21 protein-coding genes are annotated in these 22,955 nt (G+C 65.8%); 11 read left to right on the forward strand and 10 right to left on the reverse strand.

What is annotated here, in order from left to right:
* Positions 1-24 precede the first annotated feature (24 nt).
* On the forward strand, positions 25-1,470 hold the full coding sequence (locus Mal64_RS08570; RefSeq protein ID WP_146399153.1) for a mechanosensitive ion channel domain-containing protein: 1,446 nt from the start codon (positions 25-27) through the stop codon (positions 1,468-1,470).
* 167 nt (positions 1,471-1,637) lie between these two features.
* Entirely contained in the window at positions 1,638-2,198 is a 561-nt protein-coding gene (locus tag Mal64_RS08575; RefSeq protein WP_146399155.1) for a DUF421 domain-containing protein, read from the forward strand.
* A 122-nt stretch (positions 2,199-2,320) separates the two neighbouring features.
* On the opposite strand, the gene Mal64_RS08580 is transcribed toward Mal64_RS08575, so the two are convergent.
* The gene (locus tag Mal64_RS08580) at positions 2,321-3,343 is read right to left on the reverse strand and encodes an ROK family protein (protein ID WP_146399157.1); all 1,023 of its coding nucleotides are present in this window, start codon (positions 3,341-3,343) and stop codon (positions 2,321-2,323) included.
* Positions 3,344-3,692: 349 nt separating this feature from the next.
* Here Mal64_RS08580 and Mal64_RS08585 point away from each other — a divergent pair, with 349 nt between their 5' ends.
* Both Mal64_RS08585 and Mal64_RS19760 read left to right on the forward strand, forming a co-directional pair.
* Complete coding sequence (locus Mal64_RS08585) at positions 3,693-3,896, forward strand: CsbD family protein (protein WP_146399158.1); 204 nt, start codon at positions 3,693-3,695, stop codon at positions 3,894-3,896.
* A 34-nt stretch (positions 3,897-3,930) separates the two neighbouring features.
* Positions 3,931-4,134, forward strand: a complete 204-nt coding sequence (locus Mal64_RS19760; protein WP_197525584.1) for a hypothetical protein — start codon at positions 3,931-3,933, stop codon at positions 4,132-4,134.
* An 81-nt stretch (positions 4,135-4,215) separates the two neighbouring features.
* Here Mal64_RS19760 and Mal64_RS08590 read toward each other — a convergent pair whose 3' ends face one another.
* The 5 genes from Mal64_RS08590 to fusA form a co-directional block, all read right to left on the reverse strand.
* Positions 4,216-5,070: a hypothetical protein gene (locus tag Mal64_RS08590; protein WP_146399160.1), complete on the reverse strand. Its 855-nt coding sequence runs from the start codon at positions 5,068-5,070 to the stop codon at positions 4,216-4,218.
* Positions 5,071-5,439: 369 nt separating this feature from the next.
* A complete protein-coding gene (locus Mal64_RS08595; RefSeq protein ID WP_146399162.1) occupies positions 5,440-5,826 on the reverse strand; it encodes a VOC family protein in 387 nt (128 codons plus the stop codon).
* 121 nt (positions 5,827-5,947) lie between these two features.
* Entirely contained in the window at positions 5,948-6,646 is a 699-nt protein-coding gene (locus Mal64_RS08600) for a 3-keto-disaccharide hydrolase (RefSeq protein ID WP_197525585.1), read from the reverse strand.
* Between the two features lie 139 nt (positions 6,647-6,785).
* A complete protein-coding gene (locus Mal64_RS08605) occupies positions 6,786-8,111 on the reverse strand; it encodes a PQQ-binding-like beta-propeller repeat protein (protein ID WP_146399166.1) in 1,326 nt (441 codons plus the stop codon).
* 149 nt (positions 8,112-8,260) lie between these two features.
* The gene (gene fusA, locus Mal64_RS08610; protein ID WP_146399168.1) at positions 8,261-10,357 is read right to left on the reverse strand and encodes an elongation factor G; all 2,097 of its coding nucleotides are present in this window, start codon (positions 10,355-10,357) and stop codon (positions 8,261-8,263) included.
* A gap of 554 nt (positions 10,358-10,911) precedes the next feature.
* Here fusA and Mal64_RS08615 point away from each other — a divergent pair.
* From Mal64_RS08615 to Mal64_RS08645, 7 genes are all read left to right on the forward strand, one after another.
* Positions 10,912-11,736 (forward strand): CAAX prenyl protease-related protein, encoded by an 825-nt coding sequence (locus tag Mal64_RS08615; RefSeq protein ID WP_146399170.1) that lies wholly within the window; start codon positions 10,912-10,914, stop codon positions 11,734-11,736.
* A gap of 431 nt (positions 11,737-12,167) precedes the next feature.
* Positions 12,168-12,980, forward strand: a complete 813-nt coding sequence (locus tag Mal64_RS08620; RefSeq protein WP_146399172.1) for a helix-turn-helix transcriptional regulator — start codon at positions 12,168-12,170, stop codon at positions 12,978-12,980.
* An 85-nt stretch (positions 12,981-13,065) separates the two neighbouring features.
* The gene (locus tag Mal64_RS08625; protein WP_197525586.1) at positions 13,066-13,821 is read left to right on the forward strand and encodes a helix-turn-helix transcriptional regulator; all 756 of its coding nucleotides are present in this window, start codon (positions 13,066-13,068) and stop codon (positions 13,819-13,821) included.
* 202 nt (positions 13,822-14,023) lie between these two features.
* Entirely contained in the window at positions 14,024-14,821 is a 798-nt protein-coding gene (locus Mal64_RS08630; protein ID WP_146399176.1) for a helix-turn-helix transcriptional regulator, read from the forward strand.
* A gap of 123 nt (positions 14,822-14,944) precedes the next feature.
* The gene (locus Mal64_RS08635) at positions 14,945-15,721 is read left to right on the forward strand and encodes a helix-turn-helix transcriptional regulator (protein ID WP_146399178.1); all 777 of its coding nucleotides are present in this window, start codon (positions 14,945-14,947) and stop codon (positions 15,719-15,721) included.
* Between the two features lie 159 nt (positions 15,722-15,880).
* Positions 15,881-16,423, forward strand: coding sequence for a hypothetical protein (locus tag Mal64_RS08640; RefSeq protein ID WP_146399180.1), 543 nt, complete (start codon positions 15,881-15,883; stop codon positions 16,421-16,423).
* Positions 16,424-16,481: 58 nt separating this feature from the next.
* Complete coding sequence (locus Mal64_RS08645) at positions 16,482-17,027, forward strand: pyridoxamine 5'-phosphate oxidase family protein (protein ID WP_231993635.1); 546 nt, start codon at positions 16,482-16,484, stop codon at positions 17,025-17,027.
* A 111-nt stretch (positions 17,028-17,138) separates the two neighbouring features.
* Here the strand turns inward: Mal64_RS08645 and mutS are convergent, their stop codons facing one another.
* The 4 genes from mutS to Mal64_RS08665 all read right to left on the reverse strand — a co-directional run bounded on the left by mutS (position 17,139) and on the right by Mal64_RS08665 (position 22,811).
* Positions 17,139-19,781, reverse strand: coding sequence for a DNA mismatch repair protein MutS (gene mutS, locus Mal64_RS08650; RefSeq protein ID WP_197525721.1), 2,643 nt, complete (start codon positions 19,779-19,781; stop codon positions 17,139-17,141).
* Between the two features lie 203 nt (positions 19,782-19,984).
* The gene (fliG, locus tag Mal64_RS08655) at positions 19,985-20,995 is read right to left on the reverse strand and encodes a flagellar motor switch protein FliG (RefSeq protein WP_197525587.1); all 1,011 of its coding nucleotides are present in this window, start codon (positions 20,993-20,995) and stop codon (positions 19,985-19,987) included.
* Positions 20,996-21,351: 356 nt separating this feature from the next.
* Positions 21,352-21,846: a 6-pyruvoyl trahydropterin synthase family protein gene (locus Mal64_RS08660; protein ID WP_146399184.1), complete on the reverse strand. Its 495-nt coding sequence runs from the start codon at positions 21,844-21,846 to the stop codon at positions 21,352-21,354.
* A 26-nt stretch (positions 21,847-21,872) separates the two neighbouring features.
* A complete protein-coding gene (locus Mal64_RS08665) occupies positions 21,873-22,811 on the reverse strand; it encodes an alpha/beta fold hydrolase (RefSeq protein WP_146399186.1) in 939 nt (312 codons plus the stop codon).
* Between the last annotated feature and the right edge of the window lie 144 nt (positions 22,812-22,955).

Here is a 22,955-nt window from a genome sequence, read left to right on the forward strand (position 1 = left end):
TTGTCGCGCAGGAGAAGATGAAGCATGTCCCCACTTACGTGCCCATGGCGTCTCTGGCCTACAACGCGGGCCTGGGGATGCGTGCTGATCATCGCGGCGGCGTGGCTGCAAGGCGCCGACTGCTACGCCCAAGACGCGCCGGTCGACGATCCCCCCGCCGAGGAAGAAACGGCCGAGGCCCCCGAGCGGGTCGACATCGAACCGACGGCCGAAGACGAGCAGATCGCCGAGCGGCTTGAGCGGATCCTCGCGGCGACCGAGTGGTTCCGCGCCCCCGCCGCCCGGGTCGAGGAGGGGGTCGTCTTCCTCGGCGGCCAGACCGGGACGAGCGAGCACAAGGAATGGGCCACACGCTTGGCGCGCAACACCCAAGACGTGGTGGCGGTCGTCAACCGCATCGAGGTCGACCGGCCGAGCCTGCTCGACTTCTCCCCCGCCGCCGCTCAACTGCGCGACATGACCCACACCGCGGTGCAGGCGGCCCCCGCCGCCGGGGTGTCGCTGCTGCTGCTCGTGGTCTCGTGGTTCGCAGCGTCGATCGTGTCGCGACTCGTCTCTCGTTTCTCGCAGCGGCGCGTGACCAACTCGCTGCTCCGCGGCGTGGCCTCGAAGGCCGCCGCCGTGGTCGTCATGCTGCTGGGCGCCTACCTGGCGCTGAAGGTCTCGGGCCTCACCCGGTTGGCCGCCACGATCTTGGGCGGCACGGGGCTGCTGGGCATTATCATCGGTATCGCCTTCCGCGACATCGCCGAGAACTTTTTGGCCAGCGTGCTCATCAGCCTGCAACGTCCCTTCCAGGCCGGCGACCTCGTGACGATCGACGGCCGCCAAGGTTTTGTGCAGGCCGTCACCACGCGCGGCACGCAACTGATGACGCTCGACGGCAACCACGTGCAGATCCCCAACTCGATGGTCTACAAGAGCGTGATCGAGAACGCCTCGGCCAACCCGAACCAGCGGCTGGCGTTCGTTGTGGGCATCGACTACGCCGACTCGTCGTCCGACGCGCAGCAAACGGTGCTCGACGCCTTGCGGTCACACGACGCGGTGCTCGACGACCCCGAACCGCTCGTGCTGGTCGACGACCTGGCCGCCTCGACGGTCAACCTGCGGGTCTACTTCTGGGTCGATGGCGAGCGGCACAGCATTCTAAAAGTCCGCTCCGCGGTTTTGCGGCGCGTGAAACGCCGTTTGCAGCAAGAAGGGTTCACCCTGCCCGACGAGTCGCGTGAGATGATCTTCCCGCAGGGCGTGCCGGTGCGGATGCTCGAGGCGGACGCCGCGGACTCACCCGCCGGTGCGTCCCCCCCGCCGTCGTCGCAGCAAGCCGCCCCTCCCGCCGAGGAGGCCGAGGACGAATCGACCGCCGCCGAGGGAGGCTTGGAGTCGGAGCGAAAAACGATCGAAGAGCAGGCGGCCGGGTCACGTCAGCTGGAAGAGGGCAAAAACTTGCTCGAGGATGGCGCCTAAGTTGCACTGCTAAGCAGGAGTTGTGTGCTTATGCCGAGACGACGCCCTGGGTTTTGACGCCCAGCGACGCCGGTCCGCACGCAATCGACCCGCAGTCGAAGCCCGCCGATACGCTCAGCGTCGCTTCCCCGTCTGCTCCGCAAGCCGCTCGAACAACGGATAACGCTATGTTCCAAGAATGGGTGCTCGCCCCACCACGAGAGATAGGCATGGTCCTTCTCTCGACGCTCGTCACTTACACGGGCCTGCTGATCTACACCCGCATGGCGGGGCTGCGAAGCTTCTCGAAGATGTCGGCGTCGGATTTCGCGATGACCGTCGCGGTGGGGTCGCTATTCGCGTCGACGATCTCCTCACCCAGCCCCAGCCTGGTGATCGGCCTGGCGGCTTTGGCGTCGCTCTACTTCGGGCAATGGCTGCTGGCCAGGCTCCGCCGGCAATCGTCCGCCTTCAGCCGGGCGGTCGACAACCAGCCGATGCTCCTGATGCACGGTTCGGTCGTGCACGACGACCTGCTCCGCCGGGCCAACGTCACCCGCAACGACCTCTTCGGCAAGCTGCGTGAGGCGAACGCGCTGAACTACGACCAAGTACTCGCCGTGGTGTTCGAAACGACGGGCGACATCTCGGTGCTCCACTCTTGCAACGAGGATGCCCGGATCGAGTCCGATATTCTTAAAGGCGTCCTCGGCGCCGACCGGATCCCAGAGGAATGCTTAGTACAGTAAAAGAGTTCCACCGGCGAGCGTCCGGCGAGCCGTCGGCGTAAGCCGCCGGTGGTTTAATGCTCAAACACGCACCCACCAGCAGAATAACTCCGGCGGCTCACGCCGCCGGCTCGCCACGCTTATCAATTATCCTTGGCCGCGGCGCTCTTGAAGGCCCGCCGCGCCAGACCGGCCGCGCCGATGTATCCCGCCTTGCCGCCGAGCTCGGCGAAGTCGATCACGATCTGGTCACGCAGGCTCTCGATCATCCGCTCGTGCGCGTGGCGGCGGATCTCGGCCATGAACCGCTCGCCGAGCGGGTGGCCGGCGCCGCCGAAGGTCATGGCGCCGCCGATGAGCACCGCGTCGGGGTCGATCGCGTGGGCGCAGGTCACCACGCCCATCGCCAGGTAGCGGGCGGTTTCCATCACCACCTTCGTGGCGACCTCGTCGCCCGCCTCGGCGGCGTTGGCCACCAAGAGCGGCGTGAGCTTCTCGCCGCCCGACACGCTGTCGCGTAGCGAGGTCTCGACGAACGCGTCGGACAGCGCCGCCTGGGCGCGGCCCACTACGCCGTAGCTGCCGCAGTAGCCCTCGAGCGTGCCGCGGATGCCGAGCGAGTTGAGCGGCGCGTCGTCCGAGGCGTCGATGATGATGTGGCCCAGCTCGCCGCCGCAGCTGTGGGCGCCCTCGATCATCTGGTCGTGCAGCACCACGCCGCCGCCGACGCCCGTGCCGAGCGTGAGCAGCACCATCGTGTCGTACATGCGTCCGGCGCCGGCCCAGAACTCGCCGTAAGCGGCCGCGTTGGCGTCGTTGGCGAAGGCGACCGGCAGGCCCGTGGCGTCGCCGAACAGCTGGCGGACGGGGGCGTTGCGCCAGGCGGGCAGGTTGCCCGGCGCCAGCACGCTGCCGGTTTGCAGGTCGAGCGGCCCGGGCGTCACGAGGCCGAGCATCGCGATGTCGGCCTTGGTGAGGCCCGCCTCGCCCAGCAGCAAGTCGAGAGTCGCGCTGGCGCGCAGCGATGCGGCCTCGGCGCCCTCCTCCTGGTGCGTGGGGTTCGAGTCGAAGGCGAGCGTCTCGGCCCCGTCACCCACCAGGCCGATCTTGATGTTCGTGCCGCCGACATCGACGCCGGCGTAAACGCTTGGGGAGGGATTGGGCATAGGTAGCTTGGCGGGGGAGCGAAAGTCGTTGGGCGAGCCGGAATATAGGCCCCCAAGGCCCCCGCAACCAGACAGCGCCCCTCGCCGAGTGGCTACGTCCTGTGCATGCGACTGCGGCTCGCCGGCACACCGCCCCTTGATCGCCGGCAAATCAAACCGCCTGTTCGCCAGCCAGGCGCCCGCTGTTCGGCGGCGCCATGGCGGCGGCGCGGCCCCATGCCTGTGGCTTTGAACCCCGGGAGAAAGGGGGGATTTGAAGCCTACGCGGCCGGGTTGTGCCGATTGGCCCAGCAATTGCCTTTGCTCTCCGTAGCTATTTCCTTCCTCCCTCTATTCAGGAGCACCGACGATGAACTGGGACCAAATTCAAGGCAAGTGGAAGCAAACCAAGGGCAACGTCAAGACACAGTGGGGCAAGCTCACCGACGACGACCTCGACGTGATCGACGGCCAGCGCGACGTGCTGGTCGGCAAGGTTCAGGAGAAGTACGGAGTCGCCAAAGATGAGGCGGAGAGCCAAGTGTGCGATTTCGAGAAGAGCTGCAGCTGCTGAGAACCGGCCCTTCCCCAATAACGAAAGCGGAACGATGAAGTCGCCAACGATGGACAGCCCGCCGAGTCAGGGGGTCGGTCCCGAGCAAACGCCGTCGCAACCGCCGACTCCCGGCCCGCCGAACCCCGGCGACCCGCCGCAGCCGCCGCCGTTGCAAGACCCACCCCCGAGCGATCCGGCGCCCACAACGCCCGACCCGGTCAAGCCGCAAGGCGATGGCCAACGGGCATGGGACTAGTGAGGCAACATCGACTTAAAAAAGAAAGCCGCCGGCGAACGCCGGCGGCTTTCATTGTAGGCACAGTTTGCGCCGGTCGGATCAGCCGCGGCGACGCGTGGTCATCAAGCCGAGGCTGGTGAGGCAACCCGCCAAGCAAAGCGCCAGCGAAGGCTCGGGGATGACGCCGCCCGAGGCGGCTTGGAAGTCATACATCACGTCGACGCCGGTATCGCTCGAGAGCATCACGTCATCGAAGTAGCCGGCCTGACCCTGGTTGTAAGTTCCCACACCGACCGCGATCGACACCACACGGGCGGCGGCGAAGTCGACGGCGTCGGCTGTGGCGAGGGCGACCGCCCAGTCCGCCAGGGTGCGGTACGGCGGGCCGCCTGCACCGTTGGGCAACTCGAACCCGCCCGTCCACCACCAAAGACCACTGTCGCTAAGGACAGTCACGTCCTGCCAGGCGTCGGCGGTAGGATTGCCGGGCACGTTCAGGTAGGGCTCGTAGACCAGTTGGCCGTAATTATCGCCGGTCCCACCGGCGGCGTAGATACCGAGCTTGATCGAGGGCGCCGCCGCGGCGTTGCCGCCGGCAACCGTCGCCTTGTGGTAGGAGTAGGCGACCGTGGCGGAATTGAGCAGCGTCGCCGCGTCGCCAAAGTCGTTGTAGGTCGCGACCTCGGCCTTGTCGTCGTTGCTAAAGCCCGTGGTGAGCAGGGCGGCGCCGGTCGGCAGCGGCTGGTTGGTTTCCAGGTCTCCACCCACGCCGGTCAGGTCGACGATCGACGCCGTGCCGGCTGCTCGCACGTCGGACGCGTACCAGACATCGGGCGTGGTCGTGAGGCTCGCCGGCTCAAAGCTGTTGACCTCCACCGCCGCTTGCAGAGGACCGCCCGCAAGGGCCGCAGCGGCTAGCAAAGCGACTAAGCGCCCACGCGATATGTAGCTCATGATGTTCTTTCCGAATGAGAATGCTCAGGCACGGCGCCGACTGACGGGCGACAGGCCGCGATGAGATCGACCAGTTGCGAAGCGTTCAGCCCAGGGAGCGTCATATACACCCCAGACCTCCCCTTTTGTAGTTTCCCGCAAAGCCAACCGCAACCGTTTAGAAGCAAGAAGAGAAGGACTAAACGCCCGTCATACTGCAGGGCGTACGAGGGGTTTACGCCGCCCTCGTGTTGGGCAGCTGGCATGAGAAACACAGAAACTGTGTCGCTGCATGCGTTTAGATCGCACTACCGCTAGCCGTAGCGTTGTTTTCGCCATATCGACGTCGAGTCACACCGCCACACACGCTACGCATCCGTGCGATTCGCACTAAACCATCGGCTCGGCGCGACAGCAGAGCTGGATCGCCATTCCCCAGGGGTCGCGGAGCATGGCGACCTCGTCGCCGCTGGGCAGGGATTCGTGGGGCAGGGCGACCGTGGCGCCCGCCGCCACGAGCCGCTCGACGGTTGCTCCCAGGTCCTCGCAGACGAAGGCCAAGTGCGTAGCAAGCGGGTCCATCGCCGCGTAGTCGGGCGTCGTGACCTTCGGGTTGTTGTAGACCTCGATCATCACGGCCCCGGTCTCATCGGCCAGGAACCGGCACGGCACGGGGGCGTCTTGGCTGCGAGCCACGGTGAAACCGAGGTGCTCGCAGTACCACTCGCCCAAGGCGGCGGGGTCCGGGACTTGGTAGGCGACGTGCTCGATCTTCATTGTGAATCCGTTCTGTTGATTTCCTGTTGCAGCAACCGAGACGCAACGCCGCGAGGCGGTCACCCTGTAGCGTAAGACGATCGCTCGCAGACGCAAAGACGCCGAACGCGGCTCGCAAGCGTCAGCGGAGGTCGTGCGCTTCGAGCGGAAGGACCCGCATGCCGCGGTACCAAACTCGCGCGCCGTGCTGCTGCAAGGCGATGCGGCCTCGGGGGCTCTGAGCAAATCGCTCCCATGCGGCGAACTTCGTCTCGGCCACTCGGGATCTCCAATCGTCCGAACCGATCGTTGCCTCGGCGACCAACTGGTCATTGACCCAATGCCGAACGTGGCCGTTCGAGATCATGATGCGGGCGGTGTTCCATTCGCCGGCCGGGTTGGCTGCGTCGGCAGTAGGTGGGTAGAGGCCATAGATCGCGCCCGCGCTGTGGCGACTCTCCAGGTCGACAATACCGTTGTTGTCGAGCACCTGGTACTCGGGCCCGGTGTGATAGGTCGCGTCGCCTTTCTCGGTCACACGATAAAGCACGCCGCTGTTGCCCGCCGGAGTGATCTTCCACTCGAATCGCAGGTCGAAGTCGCCGAACTCGTCGCGCGTGACGAGGTCGACCCCGGCTTGGCCATCGGTTGTGATGACGCTTTGCGGGTCGATCGACCAGCTCTCGGGGAACTCCTCCTGCCGATAGCCACGCCAAACGCTGGGCGAACCGAGATCGATCCACCCCGGGTCCGTCGGCTCGCCCGTGGCCGCAGACCCGGCGGAGGAAAGTGCGGCGATTGCGAGCAGCAAATTGAAACGCAATGCGAAACGTCGGATCACGGCGGGCTCGATCGTGGCTAGGCAAGGGGGCAAATCGGCAACCCGTTTATCGTAGGGCCTTTAGCCGGGAGGGCCCAACCCCGCGGGTCGCTGGTCATGCTCTGTATCCATCAACCTGCGTCCCTCGATCAGCGGCTTATCAATCCGCCGCGAGACTCACCCGCACCAGCTCGCGGTCGTTGCGGGCGAAGACGGCTCGGTCGGCGAAGGCCGGGTGGCTCCACACCACCGGGCGCCCAAAAGCCTCGCCCGCCGGCTCGAGCAGCCGCGTGCTGCCGAGCTTCTCGTAGCCCTCGGGCGAGAGACAGACGAGCGACAAGTCGCCCGTCTCGCTGGCGAGCCAATAGCGGTCGGTCTCGCCTTGGCGAACCAGGAAGACCGTGCCGTGCCGCGCGCGGCGGTCGTCGCCCACGGTGAACTCGGTTGTCTCCCACAGCCGCTCGCCCGTGGCTATGTCGACGGCGATCAGCGCGCTGTCGTTGGCGTCGACGCCGTAGATCGCTTCGCCGTCGCTGATGGGTGAGGAGTTCGCGCACGAGATCGAGGTCTTCGGCTTGCCGGCCCACAGCACCTCGGCCTCGCCGCCTGCCGCAGCGGGCGGGCGTAAGAAGACCGACACGCCGCCGTAGCCGCTGACAAACAGCCGGTCGCCCACGGGCAGCGGCGAAGCGATCGACATGCCGTAACTCGGCTTGATCGGCACGCTCCAGAGCGTTTCGCCCGTGTCGGGCGTGAGGCCGACGATCGCCTCGGGATGGAAGATGACCAGTTCGCCATCGATCAGGCTCGGCGGGCAGTAGCCCGGCTCGTAAGCCGACAAGGCGCTCCAGCGCTGCTCACCCGTCTTCTTATCGAATGCGACGACAGTGGTCCCGTCGCCGCCGATCATCGCGACCAGCAGGTCACCCACGACGAGGGGCGCCGCCGAATGGCCCCAGATCGGGGTCTCGACGCCGTAGTCGTCCTTCGTGCTCTTGGACCAAACGAGCTCGCCGTTGTCCGTGCGTAAGCAATGCAGGTCGCCCTCGGCCCCGAGTGTGTACACAAGATCGCCATCCACGGTGGGCGTCGCCCGCGGCCCGGCGGGGAACGACACCAGGTAGGGCCGATCGTACTCGTGCCGCCAAAGCTCCTTGCCGCTCGTGGCGTCGAGGCAGCGGAGCCGCTCGATCCCCTCCAGAGCGTCGCGGCCGCCGGCGTTGTTGGTGATCTCGCCCGAGCGTTTGTCGTACTCGAACAGGAAGACCTTGCCGCCGGCCACGGCGGGGCCGGCGTAGCCGAGCCCGCACGGCACGCTCCAAGCGGGAGTGAGCTTCCCCTCGGGCAAGCTCTCGCGAACGCCGCTCTCACGCCACACGCCGTCGTCCTGCGGACCACGCCACCGCGGCCAGTCGTCGGCGCACGCGACCGATGTGGCGAGCGCAAGAAGGGTCCAACAACCGATTGTGGATGAAAGCAGCTTCATGGCGAGAGGATCCAGCAAGGGCGTGGCTTAGTAACTGCCGAATTGTACGCGCTCAACCAGAATGCGCATACAAAAAGTCGGCCCCAACCACAGGTTGGGGCCGACTTGTGCGATCTAATCCACGTTGCCGGCTGCCGAAGAGGTTCCGATCAGGCGGGCTGCAATTCCTTCTTACGCTCCTCGACAATCTCGGACTGGATGTTCGACGGCACGGGCGAGTACTTGGCGAACTCCATCGAGAAGGTGCCCTGCCCCTGCGTCTGGCTGCGGAGGTCGTTCGAGTAACCGAACGTCTCGGCGAGCGGCACCTCGGCGATGATGACCGTCACGCCGCTGTTGGTCTCGGTCTCGACGATCATGCCGCGCTTCGAGCTGACCTGGCCGACAACCGAGCCCTGGAAGTCCTCGGGGCACTCGACTTCCATCTTCATGATCGGTTCGAGAAGCACCGGCTTCATGCGATTGAAATGCTCGCGGAAGCACTCGCGGGCCGTGAGCTTGAAGGCCATGTCACTCGAGTCGACGTCGTGGTACGAGCCGTCGTGCAACTCGACCGTGAGGCCGACGACCGGGTAACCGGCCACCGGGCCCTTGCTCATCATCTCCTCGAAGCCCTTGCGGACGGCCGGGATGAATTCCTTCGGGATGCGGCCGCCGGTCACCTTGTCGATGAAGAAGAACTCGGCGTCCTCGGCCTCTTCGCGGTCCTCGTCGGTCATCGGACGCATGACGCCGACGATGTGGCCGTACTGGCCCGAGCCGCCCGACTGCTTCTTGCGTTTGTGATCGAACTCGAACGCCTGCTGGCCGCTCTCGCGGTAGCTGACCTTCGGGGCGCCGACCTGCACATCGACGCCGTACTCGCGGCGGATTCGCTCGACGTAGACTTCCAGGTGCAGCTCGCCCATGCCGGCGATGATCGTCTCGTTGGTCTCTTCGTCGGTGGAGACGTGGAACGTCGGGTCTTCCTTGCGGAACCGCTGCAGCGCCTTGCTGAGCTTGTCGGCGTTGTCCCGACTTTGCGGCTCGATCGACATCTTGATCACCGGGTCGGCGACGAAGATGTTCTCCAGCGTGCAGAAGTTGGGCTCGTCGCAGTAGGTGTCGCCGGAGGCGCAGTCGATGCCCATCACGGCGACGATGTCGCCAGCCTCGCCAACGCTGACCTCTTCGCGCTTGTCCGAGTGCATCTTGACGATGCGGCTGAAGCGTTCCTTGCGGCCGCTCCGCTGGTTGAAGTAGGTGCCGCCCTTCTCGATCTTGCCCTGGTAGATGCGGGTGTAAGTGAGCTGGCCGTACTCGTCGTCGGTGATCTTGAAGCCCATCGCGACGAGCGGGTCCTTGACGTCCGACGAGAGAATGATCGGCTCGCCCGTCTCGACATTGGCCCCTTTGTTCTCAACCTCGGTCGGCGCCGGCAGGTAGCGGGCCACGGCGTCCAGCAGCGGCTGGACCGACTTGTTCTTGTAGGCCGACCCCATGAAGACGGGCGTGAACGACTGGTTGATCACCGCGTCGCGAACGATCTTGTGGATCTCTTCGGCGGAGATCTCTTCCTCGCCGAGCATCTTCTCCATCAGCGCGTCGTTGTACATCGAGATCGCCTCGAGCATGTCGTGGCGGTACTCCTCGGCCTGAGCTTGCAAGTCGGCGGGAATCTCCTCGACCCGGACCTTCTCGCCATTCTCGCCGTCGTTGTAGTAGGCCTTCATCTCGACCAGATCGACCACCCCGTTGAAGGTGTCTTCCTTGCCGATCGGCAGTTGGAACAGCACGGCGTCGGCGCCGAGCTTCTCGCGGACCTGCTTGACCACGCTGAAGGGGTCGGCGCCGGTGCGGTCCATCTTGTTGATGAACGCCAAGCGGGGAACGTTGTAACGCTTCATCTGACGGTCAACGGTCATCGACTGCGACTGCACGCCGCCCACGGAGCAGAGCACCAAGATGGCGCCGTCGAGCACGCGGAGGCTACGCTCTACTTCGACAGTGAAGTCGACGTGGCCGGGCGTATCGATCAGGTTGATGTCGAACTCGTTCCACTTCAGGTACGTGGCGGCCGAGGCGATCGTGATGCCGCGCTCCTTCTCCAGCTCCATGTTGTCCATGACGGCGCCGTCGCCGCCGCCGCGGACGTCTTCGATCTTGTGGATGCGGCCGGCGTAGAACAGGATCCGCTCGCTCAGCGTGGTCTTGCCCGAGTCGATGTGAGCCGAGATGCCGATGTTGCGGACGTTCTTAAGGTTCATGGTCGTTGCCCTGGGACCGCCAGCACGCTTCGAGAGCCTGCGGCGGCCGCAATGATGAAGGGTTTCGTGGGTGGGCCTGGGATCGGGGGTTGCCGAACCGTGGCTGGGGAAAGGGTGGGGGCGCTGCGGGGCTGTGTGGCCGAAGCCACTTCGCCCAGCCCACGCTGGCGTGGTCGCGCGAAGCCTGCACTTTACTGGGTTCCCCCTACGGGGGATAGGGGTTTGGCAGCCAAAGCGGCCGGTCAATGTATCGATTTCCCGCGTCGAGCAACAGGCGAGCCGGAGGGCGTAAGCCCCCGGAGGGGGAGCCTGGGGGAGCCTAGTACCCGGCCCACCCCGGGGGCTTACGCCCCGCGGCTCGCCTTTTTGTGCTCGCTAGGCCGGAATCGGTCGCCCCAGGCGGCAAACGATGGCGCCGACGGCTTGTCTGGCGAAATGGCTCTGCCCTCCTGGGCCGAGGCGGCGGTTTGGGTGGCGTTTGTGCTTCGGATCGCGTAAACCTTTTGTTCTCTTGGGTTTCCGCCGCTTCTTGTCCCTCTAGTCCGCTCCCCCACATGACGCACGACAACCAGCCCAACCGGCCGGCCGACGCTCTCGGCGATCAAGGCCTCTACGATGACACGCCGCTGCCGCGGCGGTTCGCCGCTTATCCCTGGCTGCCGTTCGTGCTGCCGATGGCGGTCTACATGGTGCTCAGCAGCTTCGAGCCGGGGCAGCCCGAGCCGGGCATCGAACAAACGCCCAACTCGCTGGGCCTCACGTATGAGGACTACCCGCTCGCCTACACGGTAAAGATTGCGATCACCGTGGGAGTTCTAGCGTGGTGTTGGCCGGCTTACCGGCACTGGCCGCTGCGGGTTTCGCCCTTGGCCATCGGTGTGGGGGTCGTGGGCGTGGTGCTGTGGATCGGCATTTGCCGATTGGGCGTTGAAGATCAGCTCGTCAGCTGGCTGGGAGAAGAGAACCCCCTGGTCGTCTTGCTGGGCCTGGGAGCACGACCCTCCTACAACCCGTTCGAACAGCTCGGCCACGCCCCGATGCTAGCCTGGGCGTTTCTGGTCGTGCGATTCTTTGGGCTGTCGCTCGTGGTGCCGGTCTTCGAAGAAGCCCTAATCCGCGGCTGGCTCATGCGCAATGTCGTGAGCCCCGAGTTCTGGCGCGTGGCGTTCGGACGGGTCACGGCCGCCGCGGTCGCTTGGGGCATTTTATTCCCCACGCTTTACCACCCCGAAAAGCTAGCCGCCTTGGTGTGGTTTGCTTTGATCACTTGGCTGATGGTCCGAACACGCAACTTCTGGGACTGCGTCGCGGCGCACGCGGTGACCAATTTCTTGCTCGGCATTTATGTCGTCACCACGGGCAGTTGGGAATTGTGGTGAACACCACTTGCCGCGCAGAAGTGTTGGCGTATAAACAGCTTGCAATATAATGATTAATGCATTCCACGACTGCGGAATGCCGAAATCATAAATCTGTATGCTGTTTAAACATCAAACGATGGCTTGCGGCGTTTGCTTGGCTGCCAGCCCAGGCGCCACTTCTCTCCCCCCCGCATGCAGGAGAGTGGCTACCTGCCCCAAGGACGACTGCTGTTTTGATACAACAGCCGACGACAGCCACTCTCCCGCATTCCGAGGAATAAATAGGTGCTTGGGTCCGCAAGACCCTGCAGCCCTACCTAGGCATCTACGTCATCGCTTGCCTGTTCGTAGCTTCGGCGTCCCGCAGGAACCTTCAGTCGACCCGAACAGGTGAAAACGCGTCGGTTAGTTACAAGCTGCTTCGAAACTTTTTTTCTGTGGGCGCCACCATGGAAGCATCAGCGTCGATCTTGGATCTCGCTAGCGAAGCGTTCGCGCTCGATAGCCCGACCGCCGACCGTCTTGAATACTTTGTGAACGAGACGCTGTCTCGACACGCTCAGGGCGCCTCGATGCTGCGTGTTGTGTGCAACGAAATGCACGGCGACGAGTCTGAATTCAAGCCGATCCTCCGCCGCGATTTCCATGCCAACCAAGCCTCCGCGGACACGGCGACGCCGTTCTACAGCCACGGCATGCTCCAGGCGCACGACGTGCTGGCAATGCCCATCAATCAAAGGCTGCGAGCCCAGCCCGGCCAAGCCGTGGAGTCTTACGCCGGTGACCTGTTGGGCGAAGAGGCCTTGTTGGCCTCAAGCCTGTACCGCGATTGCTTCCAACCCTCCGGTTTTCAAGACGCGTGGATGTCAGTTCGGGTGATCGACGCGGACTATTCCTTCGGCCTGATCGCCCCCCAGCGCACCGGTGCGGCCCGCCTGTCGAATTCCGAGATAAATACCTTGTCGACTCTGGGCCGAATCACCGGCGCCCTCTGGATGGATGTCGCCCAACGTCCGGTCAAGACCGCAGACCACCTGCTTGAAGCGCACGGCCTTCCCGAAACACAAGTTAAAGTCTTGAAATTCGCTTTAACTGGATTGAGCGAGAAGTGGATCGCAAGGCGAATCGACCGGAGCCCCCACACGGTCCACAACCACTTGCGAGAACTCTACCGGCGATTCAACGTTTCGAGTCGCGCCGAGTTGATCGCCCTGTCGCTCGGGCGTTTCAAAACGCCGAGTGTGAACCCTAAACAGACTTGATTAACAAATGGCCGACTCACCACCGCCACCCGCCGCAGCAGTGTGTGAGACCCCCCCGGCCAACCTTCTCGATAACGGGGCGGCGATGGACTTGCTCGCTGTGTGCCTGAGCACCGAGGGCAGCCGCGAAACGCGCCTTAAGAAGTTACTCGTCGAGACCTTGCTGCGAGTGCCCGACGCCGAGGCCCTGGCTATCTCATGCAACCAATGGGATACCAGGGAGAGAAAGCTCTCCCTGGTGTATCACAAGGTGGCGCCGCGTTCGTCGTCAGAAGCCGAACGATACGAGCCCCTCCACGCCCCCGAACTACGCTCGGCGCTGAACACCTTCAACGATCGGCTCGACGACGCAATCCACGCCCACGCCGATCGTCCTTTCAGCTCGCTCGCTTGCGACTTTGTCGAAGACTGTGGGCACGACCCCGAGGAATGGCGCCGAAGGTTCTTCGATCCGATGGGGGTGGGCGAAGTTCGTGTCTTCTCGCGAATCAACTCGGACAACCGGATGGTATCGCTCTCGGCGCCGTTGTTGACTGGGGCGCCCGATCTGAACGAATCATCCCAACTGCTGCTCCGTATGGTTGCGAAGCTGATCGATGCAACGGTTGGGGGAGAAGGACTGGCCGAGCTGAAGTCGAACCGTCGGTTTGGCCTGAGCAAGGCGCAGCAACCCGTATTTAACCTGGCGATCGAGGGCCTCACCGAGAAGCAGATCGCGTTGCGGCTCCACCGCAGCCCTCACACGATTCACAGCCACCTGCGATCCATTTACCGCAACTTCAAAGTGAACAGCCGCGCCGAACTGCTCGCCTTGCATCTCGACTCGAACTTAGGCAAGTGAAAGGGGCGCCGAACAGGTCGAGCGCCTCGCCCGATGAATGGCTGATTCCGTCAATTGTGATTCCACGCTGTCCATACACAACAACCCTTAATACGCGGTGTGATATTCGCCACCCAAGCGAGGGCCTGAACAGGTGAAAATCGCGCGGCGTGACGCCGCGGGCCTTGCCACTAATAGGGGGGTGTGTTTTGCTTCTTGCACTGTGATCGACGATCAACTTGCTTTCATCGACCTCGTTAGCGAATCGTTTGCTGAGGAGGCGCCGCCCGCCGCTCGATTGGCGCATCTTACCCAGCAGACGCTCAAGCGATTCCTGCCAGGCACGAGGCTGCTGCGCCATGTTTGCAGCGAGCTGGGCCGCAGCGGAGTTGAGTTTAGGCCGCTGCTGCGTCGCGACATCCACGCTCCTGACGAACCGAAGGACCCTGCCCTGCCGTTCTTCAGCCCTGAGATGGTCTTCGCCATCGAGCCGGTCTCGGCGGAACTCAATCGCAGATTAAGAGCCGAGCCCGAGGCTTGGATCCAGTATCACCTCAGCCGGCTGATGGCCGAGGAGGGCTACCTGGACTCCGAGGTGTACCGCAAGTACATGATTCCCTCGGGTTTTGAGGACGCGTGGGTTTGCTCACGTGTGATCGAGGAGAACTACGTCATCACCCTGGTGGCGCCGCGCGACATCGGCGCACCGCAGCTCAGCGATAGCCAGAAAGAGATCATCGCCACGCTCTCGAGCCTCGGCGGGCCGATCTGGCTTGAAGTGGCGAAGCGGCCTTTGATCACCGCGAATCTGTTGAAAGCGATCCACGGGCTCACCGAGATCCAAACCCAGGTGCTGCGACACGCGCTCACGGGTCTCCCTGAGAAAATGATTGCAGCCATGACCAACCGCAGTCCGCACACGATCCACAACCACTTGCGAGACCTTTATCGGAAATTTGATATATCGAGCCGCTCCGAATTGCTCGCCTTGCGGCTCGACGGCGACGAGGCGGACGGTTAACAGCCCCCGCCCCCGGCCCTGTATTCGGCGAGCACAAATGGCGTAGAGCCACGCAGCAGCACACCGAGAGCAAACCAATCCATCGGGCGGCAGACCCACTGGCAACAGTCGCGAGGTTATGAAGTGCGACCCAGGCTGATCAACGACCCTGTGGCGATCGACCTCCTAGCGCAAGGCCTGAAGGCCGAGGGCGGGACCGCCCAGCGGCTGCAAGGCATTCTCGACAACGCGCTCGCCCGGCACGCACCGGACACCGAGGCCCTGATGGTCTTCTGCAGCCTGTGGCGACACAACCAAGGCCGGCTCGAGACGCAGCACCTGACGACTGCGACCCGCAGCGGCGGGGGCTCGCAGCACCATCACTCGATACTCAATCCCGCCTGCCACGATGCGGTCGAACGATCGCTGAGCCGCCTCTTATTGGCCTTCTCTCGCCACGGCCAGAAGGCTTGCGCGGGCACGGTGCGCAGTGTGGCGCGCGAGAATCGGCTCGACTCGGACGGCTGGTTCGACCGCCACTACGGTCCGCTCGGAATCCGAGACTTCCGCCTGCACACCCATGCCGCGCCGGACTCGCGGATCGTCTCGATCGTCTGCCCGATCAGGCAGGGCGCTGCCGACGAGGGCGAATCGACCCAGTGGCTGATGGCCCTGCTCGCGAGGATCCTCGCGCCGATCGTCGCGCTCGCATCGAACAACGCGATGCTAGCCGAGCCGTCGCGTGACCTCAGCAAAGCGCAACGCGCCGTGCTGGACCTGGCGCTCAAGGGCATGACCGAGAAACAAATCGCTGTTCGATTGCACCGCAGCCACCACACGGTGCACAGCCACTTGAGGTCGATCTACCGCCGGTACAAAGTGTCGAGCCGCGCCGAGCTGCTCGCTCTGCTCCTGGATTGAGGCGACCGTGCGAGCGCTTTGCCGAGCGCCCAAGGCCCGGTTTCTTGCCTTGGCTAGAGACTTGGCCGCCAGACGGCGTTGACGCCCGGCGGGAGTCGCTCGACAATCGTTAGGACTGCGATAGCCGCCACACTCCCACCAAGCGACGGATCCGAACCGATGACGCGCCTGCTCCTAGCCGCCGGGCTGATGGCCATTGCTCTTCCTGGCGTTGCCCCCAACTCCGCGGCCGCGGAGACCCCCGCGGTCGTGCTCTCCGAGGAGCACGCGGCGATGGCCAAGGTGGGCGTGGGAGACGCGATGCCGCCCCTCTCACTAGCCACGCCCGGCGCGTCGGGCCAGATGGCCCTGGCGGACCTTTACGGCGAGAAGGCGACCGTCGTGGCGGTCTACTCCGACGACTGGTGGATGAGCGACACGCTGCTCGCCGACCTGCCGGGCGACGTGGCCGAACCTTTCGGCCAGCGGGGGGTCAACGTGGCGGCGGTGGCGCGGGGCGTCGCCGCCCGCCCGACGAAGGGGTTCACCACCCTCGTCGACAGCCAGGGCGTGACGGGCGATAAGCTGGGCGAAGGCCGCGGGCCGCGTGTGTACGTGCTCGACCGCACCGGGAAGATCGTCTGGTTCGACATCGAGTACTCCCCCGCCACACGCCGCGAGTTGCGTCAGACCCTCGAGACACTGACCGCCGACGCCGGCTGAGCCCGCGACGGGTGCGGCGTCTCACGCAAGCCCTCGGAACGCACGCAAAGGTGAACGCTTGCACGACACGATCGATAGCGCCATCAAGGAGTTTATCCTCCGTCAGAAGATGTTCTTCGTGGCGACCGCCCCGCTGGCGGCCGAGGGGCGGGTGAACCTCTCGCCCAAGGGACTCGACTCGCTACGCGTGCTCGGGCCGCGCACCGTGGCGTACGCCGACCTGGTCGGCAGCGGCGTCGAGACGATCGCCCACCTCAAGGAGAACGGCCGCATCGTGCTGATGTTCTGCGCGTTCGACGGCGCGCCAAAGATCGTACGGCTGCACGGCCGGGGCGAGTCGGTCGAGCCGGGGCACGCCGACTTCGAGCCGCTGCGACGCGAGATGCCCGACTTGCCGGGGCTGCGTTCGATCATCCGGGTGGAGTGCGATCGGATCAGCGACTCGTGCGGCTTCGGCGTGCCGCTCTACGAGTTCATCGGCGACCGCAGCCAACTGACCGCCTACGCCGAGAAGAAGGGGCCGGAGGGGCTCAGGCAGTACCAGCTCGACCACAACGCAGAGAGCCTCGACGGTCTGCCGGGCGTCGAGCTGGCGAAGCCGTAGGCGAGCCGGTGGCGTCAGCCACCGGTGTTGTCAACGCGCCGGTAGGCAGTGAGCAGGTAGCCGAGGGGGTCGCGAGCCACACCGGCGGCTGACGCCGCCGGCTCGCTATGGTCACTCGTCGCGCAGCCGCTCGCGCCATTCAGCCACGAGCCGCAGCGCCTCCATCGGCGTGAGGTTCTCCAGGTCGGCGCGGCGGATCTCGTCGAGCATCGGGTGCTCGACCGGCTCGAACAGCGTCATCTGAAGCCCGCTGGGCTTCTTCGACGGCTTGGCCACGGGGGCCGCCCGGCCCGAGTCGCTCGTCTCGAGCGTGGCGAGGATCTCCGTCGCCCGGCGGTTCACGCTGCGCGGCACGCCGGCCAGCTCGGCCACGTGGATGCCGTAGCTCTTGTCGGCCGAGCCGTCGACGATCTGGTGCAAGAACACCACCCGGCCGTCGTGCTCACGCACCGCGACGTTGCGATTGGCGACGCCCCCCAGCCGGTCGGCCAGCTCGGTGAGCTCGTGGTAATGCGTGGCGAACAGCGTGCGGCAGCCGATCGAATTGTGCAGGTGCTCGACGATCGCCCAGGCGAGCGACAGCCCGTCGTAAGTGCTCGTGCCGCGGCCGATCTCGTCGAGGATCACGAGGCTGCGCCGCGTGGCGGTGTTGAGGATGCGGGCCGTTTCGGTCATCTCGACCATGAACGTGCTCTGCCCGCGCGACAGCTCGTCGCTGGCGCCGACTCGGGCAAAAACCCGGTCGGCCACGCCGATCACCGCGCGTTTGGCGGGAACAAACGAGCCGACCTGCGCCATCAGCGTGAGCAGCGCTGTCTGGCGGATGTAGGTGCTCTTACCAGCCATGTTGGGACCGGTGATCAAGAGGATCGCCGGGCCGAAGTGCTCGTCGCTCTTCGCCTGATCGCCAGCCGGCTCGGAGCCGGCGGTCGCCGCGCAGCTCGTGCTGTTCGGCACGAACGTGCCGTCCGGCTCCGTGAGGTCCAAGACCGGGTGGCGTCCCTCGACGATGTCGAGCACCGGGTCGTCGACCACCTCGGGCCGGCAGTAGTTGCGCGCCCGCGCCAGCTCGGCGAGGCCCGCCAGCACGTCGAGTTCGGCCAGGGCGTCGGCCGTGGCGAGCAACCGACGGCTCACCGAGGCGGCGAGCTCACGCAGCTCGATGAAGTGACCGATCTCCAGGTCACGCACCCGGTCTTCGGCCGAGAGGACCTTCTCCTCGTGCTCTTTGAGTTCCGGCGTGATGTAGCGTTCGGCGTTCTTGAGCGTCTGCTTGCGGATGTAGTGCTGGGGGACCTTGTCGCGGTGGGCGTGGGTGATCTCCAGGTAGTAGCCGAACACCTTGTTGAAGCCGATCTTCATCGAGGGGATGCCGCTCCGCTCGACCTCGTCCGCTTGGTACTGCGCCATCCACTGCTTGCCGCCCGCCATCAAAGTGCGGCATTCGTCGAGTTCGGGCGAGTAGCCGGTGCGGATGAATCCGCCCTCGCGGCTGCTGAGCGGGCAGTCGTCTTCGAGGGCCGCCTCGAGCCTCTCGCGCACCTCGGCGCACAGGTCGAGCCGTCCCTCGATCCGCCCGAGACGCTCGCTCACGCGTCCGGCGAGCTTGGCCTTGAGCTTCGGCAGCGCGCCGAGCGTGCGGGCGACCTGGCTCAGATCGCGTGGGCTTGCGCGGCCGGTCGTGATGCGGGCGACGAGTCGCTCCACGTCGTACACGCCGCCGAGCGCCTCGCGCACCGCCGTGGCGAGCGGAGCGTCGCCGACCAACTCGGCCACGGCCTCGTGCCGGCTGCGGATCGCGTCGACCGCGGTGAGCGGTCGGCGCAGCCACTCGGCCAACTGGCGCGCGCCCATGCTCGTCACGGTGCGGTCGATCACGCCCAGCAGCGAGCCGCGGCGGCCGCCGTCACGCATCGTCTGGGTCACCTCGAGGCTGCGCCACGTGGCGGCGTCGATGGCGAGCGACGAGCCGAGCCGGTACGGCTGCAGCCGCTCGACGTGCGCGAGCGAGGCCCGCTGCGTCTCGACCAGGTAGTCGAGCACGGCTCCGGCGGCCGACAAGGCGGCGCGGTCTTCGGGCGACTCGGTGTCGAACCCGAAGCCCTCGAGCGTTTTAGCGCCGAAGTGGTCGCACAGGGATTTCACCGCGGCGTCGGCGCCGAACGCCCACGCCGGACGCTGCGTGAGGGCGAAGGAGTCGCCCAGCTCGCGCGGCAGGCGTCCCTGCGAGCCTTGCGCAACGAGGCACTCGGAGGCCTCGACGCGCGTCAGCTCGTCGCCCAGCCGGCGTTCGTCGATCGCGGCGGCCCAGAACCGGCCCGTCGAGGCGTCGACCCAGGCGATCCCCACGCGGTCGGTCCCCTTCGCGTCGAAGGCGACGGCCGCCAAGAAGTTGCTCGCCACGGGGTCGAGCAGGGCGTCGTCGGTCACGGTGCCGGGCGTGACGATGCGCGTGACCTCACGCCGCACGAGGCCCTTGGCCTGGCTCGCCTCCTCGACCTGATCGCAGACCGCCGCGCGGCGGCCGGCGCGGATGATCTTGGCGAGGTAAGCCTCGAGCTGATGGTGGGGGAAGCCGGCCATCGCGACCGGGTTGTCGCCCTTGTCGCGGCTGGTGACCGTGATGCCCAGCAGCTCGCCGGCCGCCTTGGCGTCGTCGTAGAACAGCTCGTAGAAGTCTCCCATGCGGAAGAGCAGCAAAGCGTCACCGGCGGCCTCTTTGGCCTGGTGGTACTGCTGCATCATGGGGCTCAGAGACATGGCGACCGCGACTTCCTGGGGGTGAAACCAGGAATGCTAGCCGACCGCCAATGCGCCGCTCAAGTGCCGGATTGGGCGACGACCTCCAGAAAGTAGAAGGCGGGGCTGCGGAAAGAAGACGGTCGAGCAGTCGAGAGGAGTTCCAGCAGCAGAGTTCTCCTGCTCTCTCTTTCTCCCACTCTCCTGCTCTGTGGCCGTCAGGCCACGAGCGTTTCTTCCTCGTCGCCCGCGTTGAGTTCGATCTCGCCAGCGTCTTCGAGCGCGCGGATCGCGTCGACGATCTCCTGCTGCTTCGCCTCGACGGTCGACAGCTTGACGGCGCCGAGGTAATCCATCTCTTCGCGGAGCATGTCGGCCGCCCGTTGCGACATGTTGCTGAGCACCTTCTCCTTGAGCTCGGGGCTTGCGCCCTTCAGGGCGAGCGCCCACTGCGAAGACTCGACCGTCTTCAGGACGGTTTGGATGTCCTTGCCGCTGAACTTGGCGACGTCGTCGAACACGAACATCAGGCGGCGGATCTCTTCGGCCAGCTGCGGGTCTTCGACCGCCAAGCCGTCGAGCAAGGTCCGCTCGGTCGAGCGGTCGGTCACGTTGAGCATGGCGGCGACCGAGTCGACCCCGCCCGCCATCTCGAAGCTCTGGCTCATGACGCTCGACATCCGACGCTCCAGCCCCCGCTCCACCTCGCGGATGATCTCCGGGTTGGTCTGGCCCATGGTGGCCATGCGTTTGACGACCGCCTGCTGGCGGTTCTGCGGCAGCCCGGCGAGGATCTCGGCTCCGAACGGCGGCGGCAGGTGCGACATGATCAGCGCGATGGTCTGCGGGTGCTCGTCGACGACGTAGGTGAGCACGCTCTGGCTGTCGACGTGGCGGAGGAAGCCGAAGGGCAACGCCTCGATCGTCTGGCGGATGTTGTCGAGCGCCTCGCCGGCGTTCGACCCGAGGGCCTTGCGCACGAGGTTCTTGGCCAGCTCCAGGCCGCCGCCGCTGGCGCCCGAAGCGGGGTTGGTCTCGGAGAACTCGCGGATGACCGATTCTTGCTCTTCGGCGGGCACCCGCTTGAGCCGCGCGATCTCGAGCGACACCAGCTCGACCTGCTTCGGGTCGAGTTGCGACAGCAGCGTGCCCGCGTCTTCCTCGGGCAGGCACATCAGCAGCACGGCCGCCTTGTGCAAGTCGGACATGTCGGCGGGCTTGGTGGCCATGCGTCGTTTGAGCGGCGGTTCGCGTTCGACGCAGCCCCATGCACGAGTTGTGCTGGTCCCAGGCGCGCCACGGCTTTTTCATCGTCACCAAGGCGCCGACGGCTTTACCGAACACGCGGACTGCGCAAAGTTTGCCGCCGCTAGCGGGGCTAGCGGCGGGGCGTCGCGGCAGGAGTGCGACCCGATCAGAGCGAGATGTCGCTCCAGAGAAATCCTAGTTCGCCCGCCACCACGGACGCGAGAAACCGCGCGCCGGCTGCGGCGGCGCGGTTTGCCGGCGCCCCTCTTGCAACGGTCGTGCGGGATGGGCGGTCGAACGGGATGAGCGATGCCGCACGCCGCGCCATCGGGGCTGCTCACTCGTTGGGGGTCAGCCGGCATTCGGCCGCTTGGCCCGCGCACTCGTCGACCGTCACCGTCAACTCGGCCGGCGCCGCGACGCCCCCTTCGGCGAGCCGCTCGAGCAGCCGCTCGCCGATCCAGCGGGCCAGCAGCTCGGCCGTGGTGTTGGCCACCGGCAGCAGCACACAATCTTCGGCTGGGAAGACCCAGCGGCGTTCCTCGAAGCGGGCCTCGACCTCGTGCGGCGACTCGGTCACACGGATCGCCGGGTGCTCGGTCGGCAGCAGCGCCCGGTGGTCGAGCCGCCGGGTGACCTCGAGCGTCGCGTCGCGCAGCGCGATGAAGTCGACCACGTAGTGGTTCTCGTCGAGCGGCCCGGTCGCCTCGACCGCCACGCCGTAATTGTGCCCGTGCAGCGGCTCGCACACGCCGCCGTTGTAGGTGATGAAGTGCGCGGCGGAGAAGACAAACGAGTCTTTCTCGACGCGGACGCGGTAGTGCTTGCCCATTGCGGGATCTCCTCGCCGTGGTGGGGCTAGGCGGGGGAAAGAACAAACTCTTCGAGCAACCGCTCGCACTCTTCCGGCGCGTCTTCGACCACCCAATGGCCGGCGTCGGCGAAGCGGTGGGCGTCCGCCTGCGGCCAGTGCTCGAGGAACCGATCGAGGCACGCCGGCGTGAAACACCAGTCGCGCATGCCCCACACCAAGCGGATCGGCAAACCGGCGAGTGAGGGCAATCCGCGCTCGATCTCTTCGAGCACGCCCCACGTCGGGTGGCGCGGCGAGGTGGGGATGTCTCGTACAAACTGATCGACCGCCAAGCGGTGGGCCCACGAGTCGTACGGCGCCAAGTAACCCGCCTCCACGCTCGGCGACAGCCGCCGGCTGTGGAGCGTCATCCGCAGCGCCGCCCGGGAGAACAGATTGAGCCCCCGCAGTCCCCACTCGCCGACGACCGGCGTGCGGCAGACGGCGATCCGCTTCGGCACGAACCAAGGAGGAAACGCCCCGGTGTTGAACAGCATGATCCGCCGGAAACGCTCCGGCTCGCGGAGCGCGGCGCCGAGGCCGATCGCGCCGCCCCAATCTTGGGCCACGAGCGTGACGCCCCGCAGGTCGAGGTCGCGGACCAAGGCGACCAGGTCGTCGATGCGGTCAGCGAGCCGAAACCGGACGTCCGGTTTATCGCTCAGCCCGCACCCTAGATGATCGGGGGCGACGCAACGCGCGCGGCCACGGAGGCCCAAGATCAGGTTGCGCCAATGGAACGACCAGGTCGGATTGCCGTGGACGAACAACAGCGTTTCGTCGGCGTCGCTTGCGTCGGAGGCGGCAGAACCCTCACGGCCGGGGCCTTCGTCGACATAGTGCATCTCGCCCGCGGCGAGCCGAAAGCGGTTCGGCGCGAATGGGTAGAGCCCGCGCCACGCTTCGGGACCGGTCGGCTCGGGATGGGAAGGGGCAGGCGGCATGCGCGGCTTCGCTGGGGACTTGGGAAGCGTGTCAGCCTAGCCTGAGAGCGTGCGGGCGCGGAGGGCTTGGCTAATCGCGTTCCCCCGACGCATCCCCCCTTCGGCTAGAATGGCGGGGCCCCCGCGGCACGAACCTCCGCCCCC

It is taken from the genome of Pseudobythopirellula maris (assembly GCF_007859945.1).
Lineage (GTDB): Bacteria > Planctomycetota > Planctomycetia > Pirellulales > Lacipirellulaceae > Pseudobythopirellula > Pseudobythopirellula maris.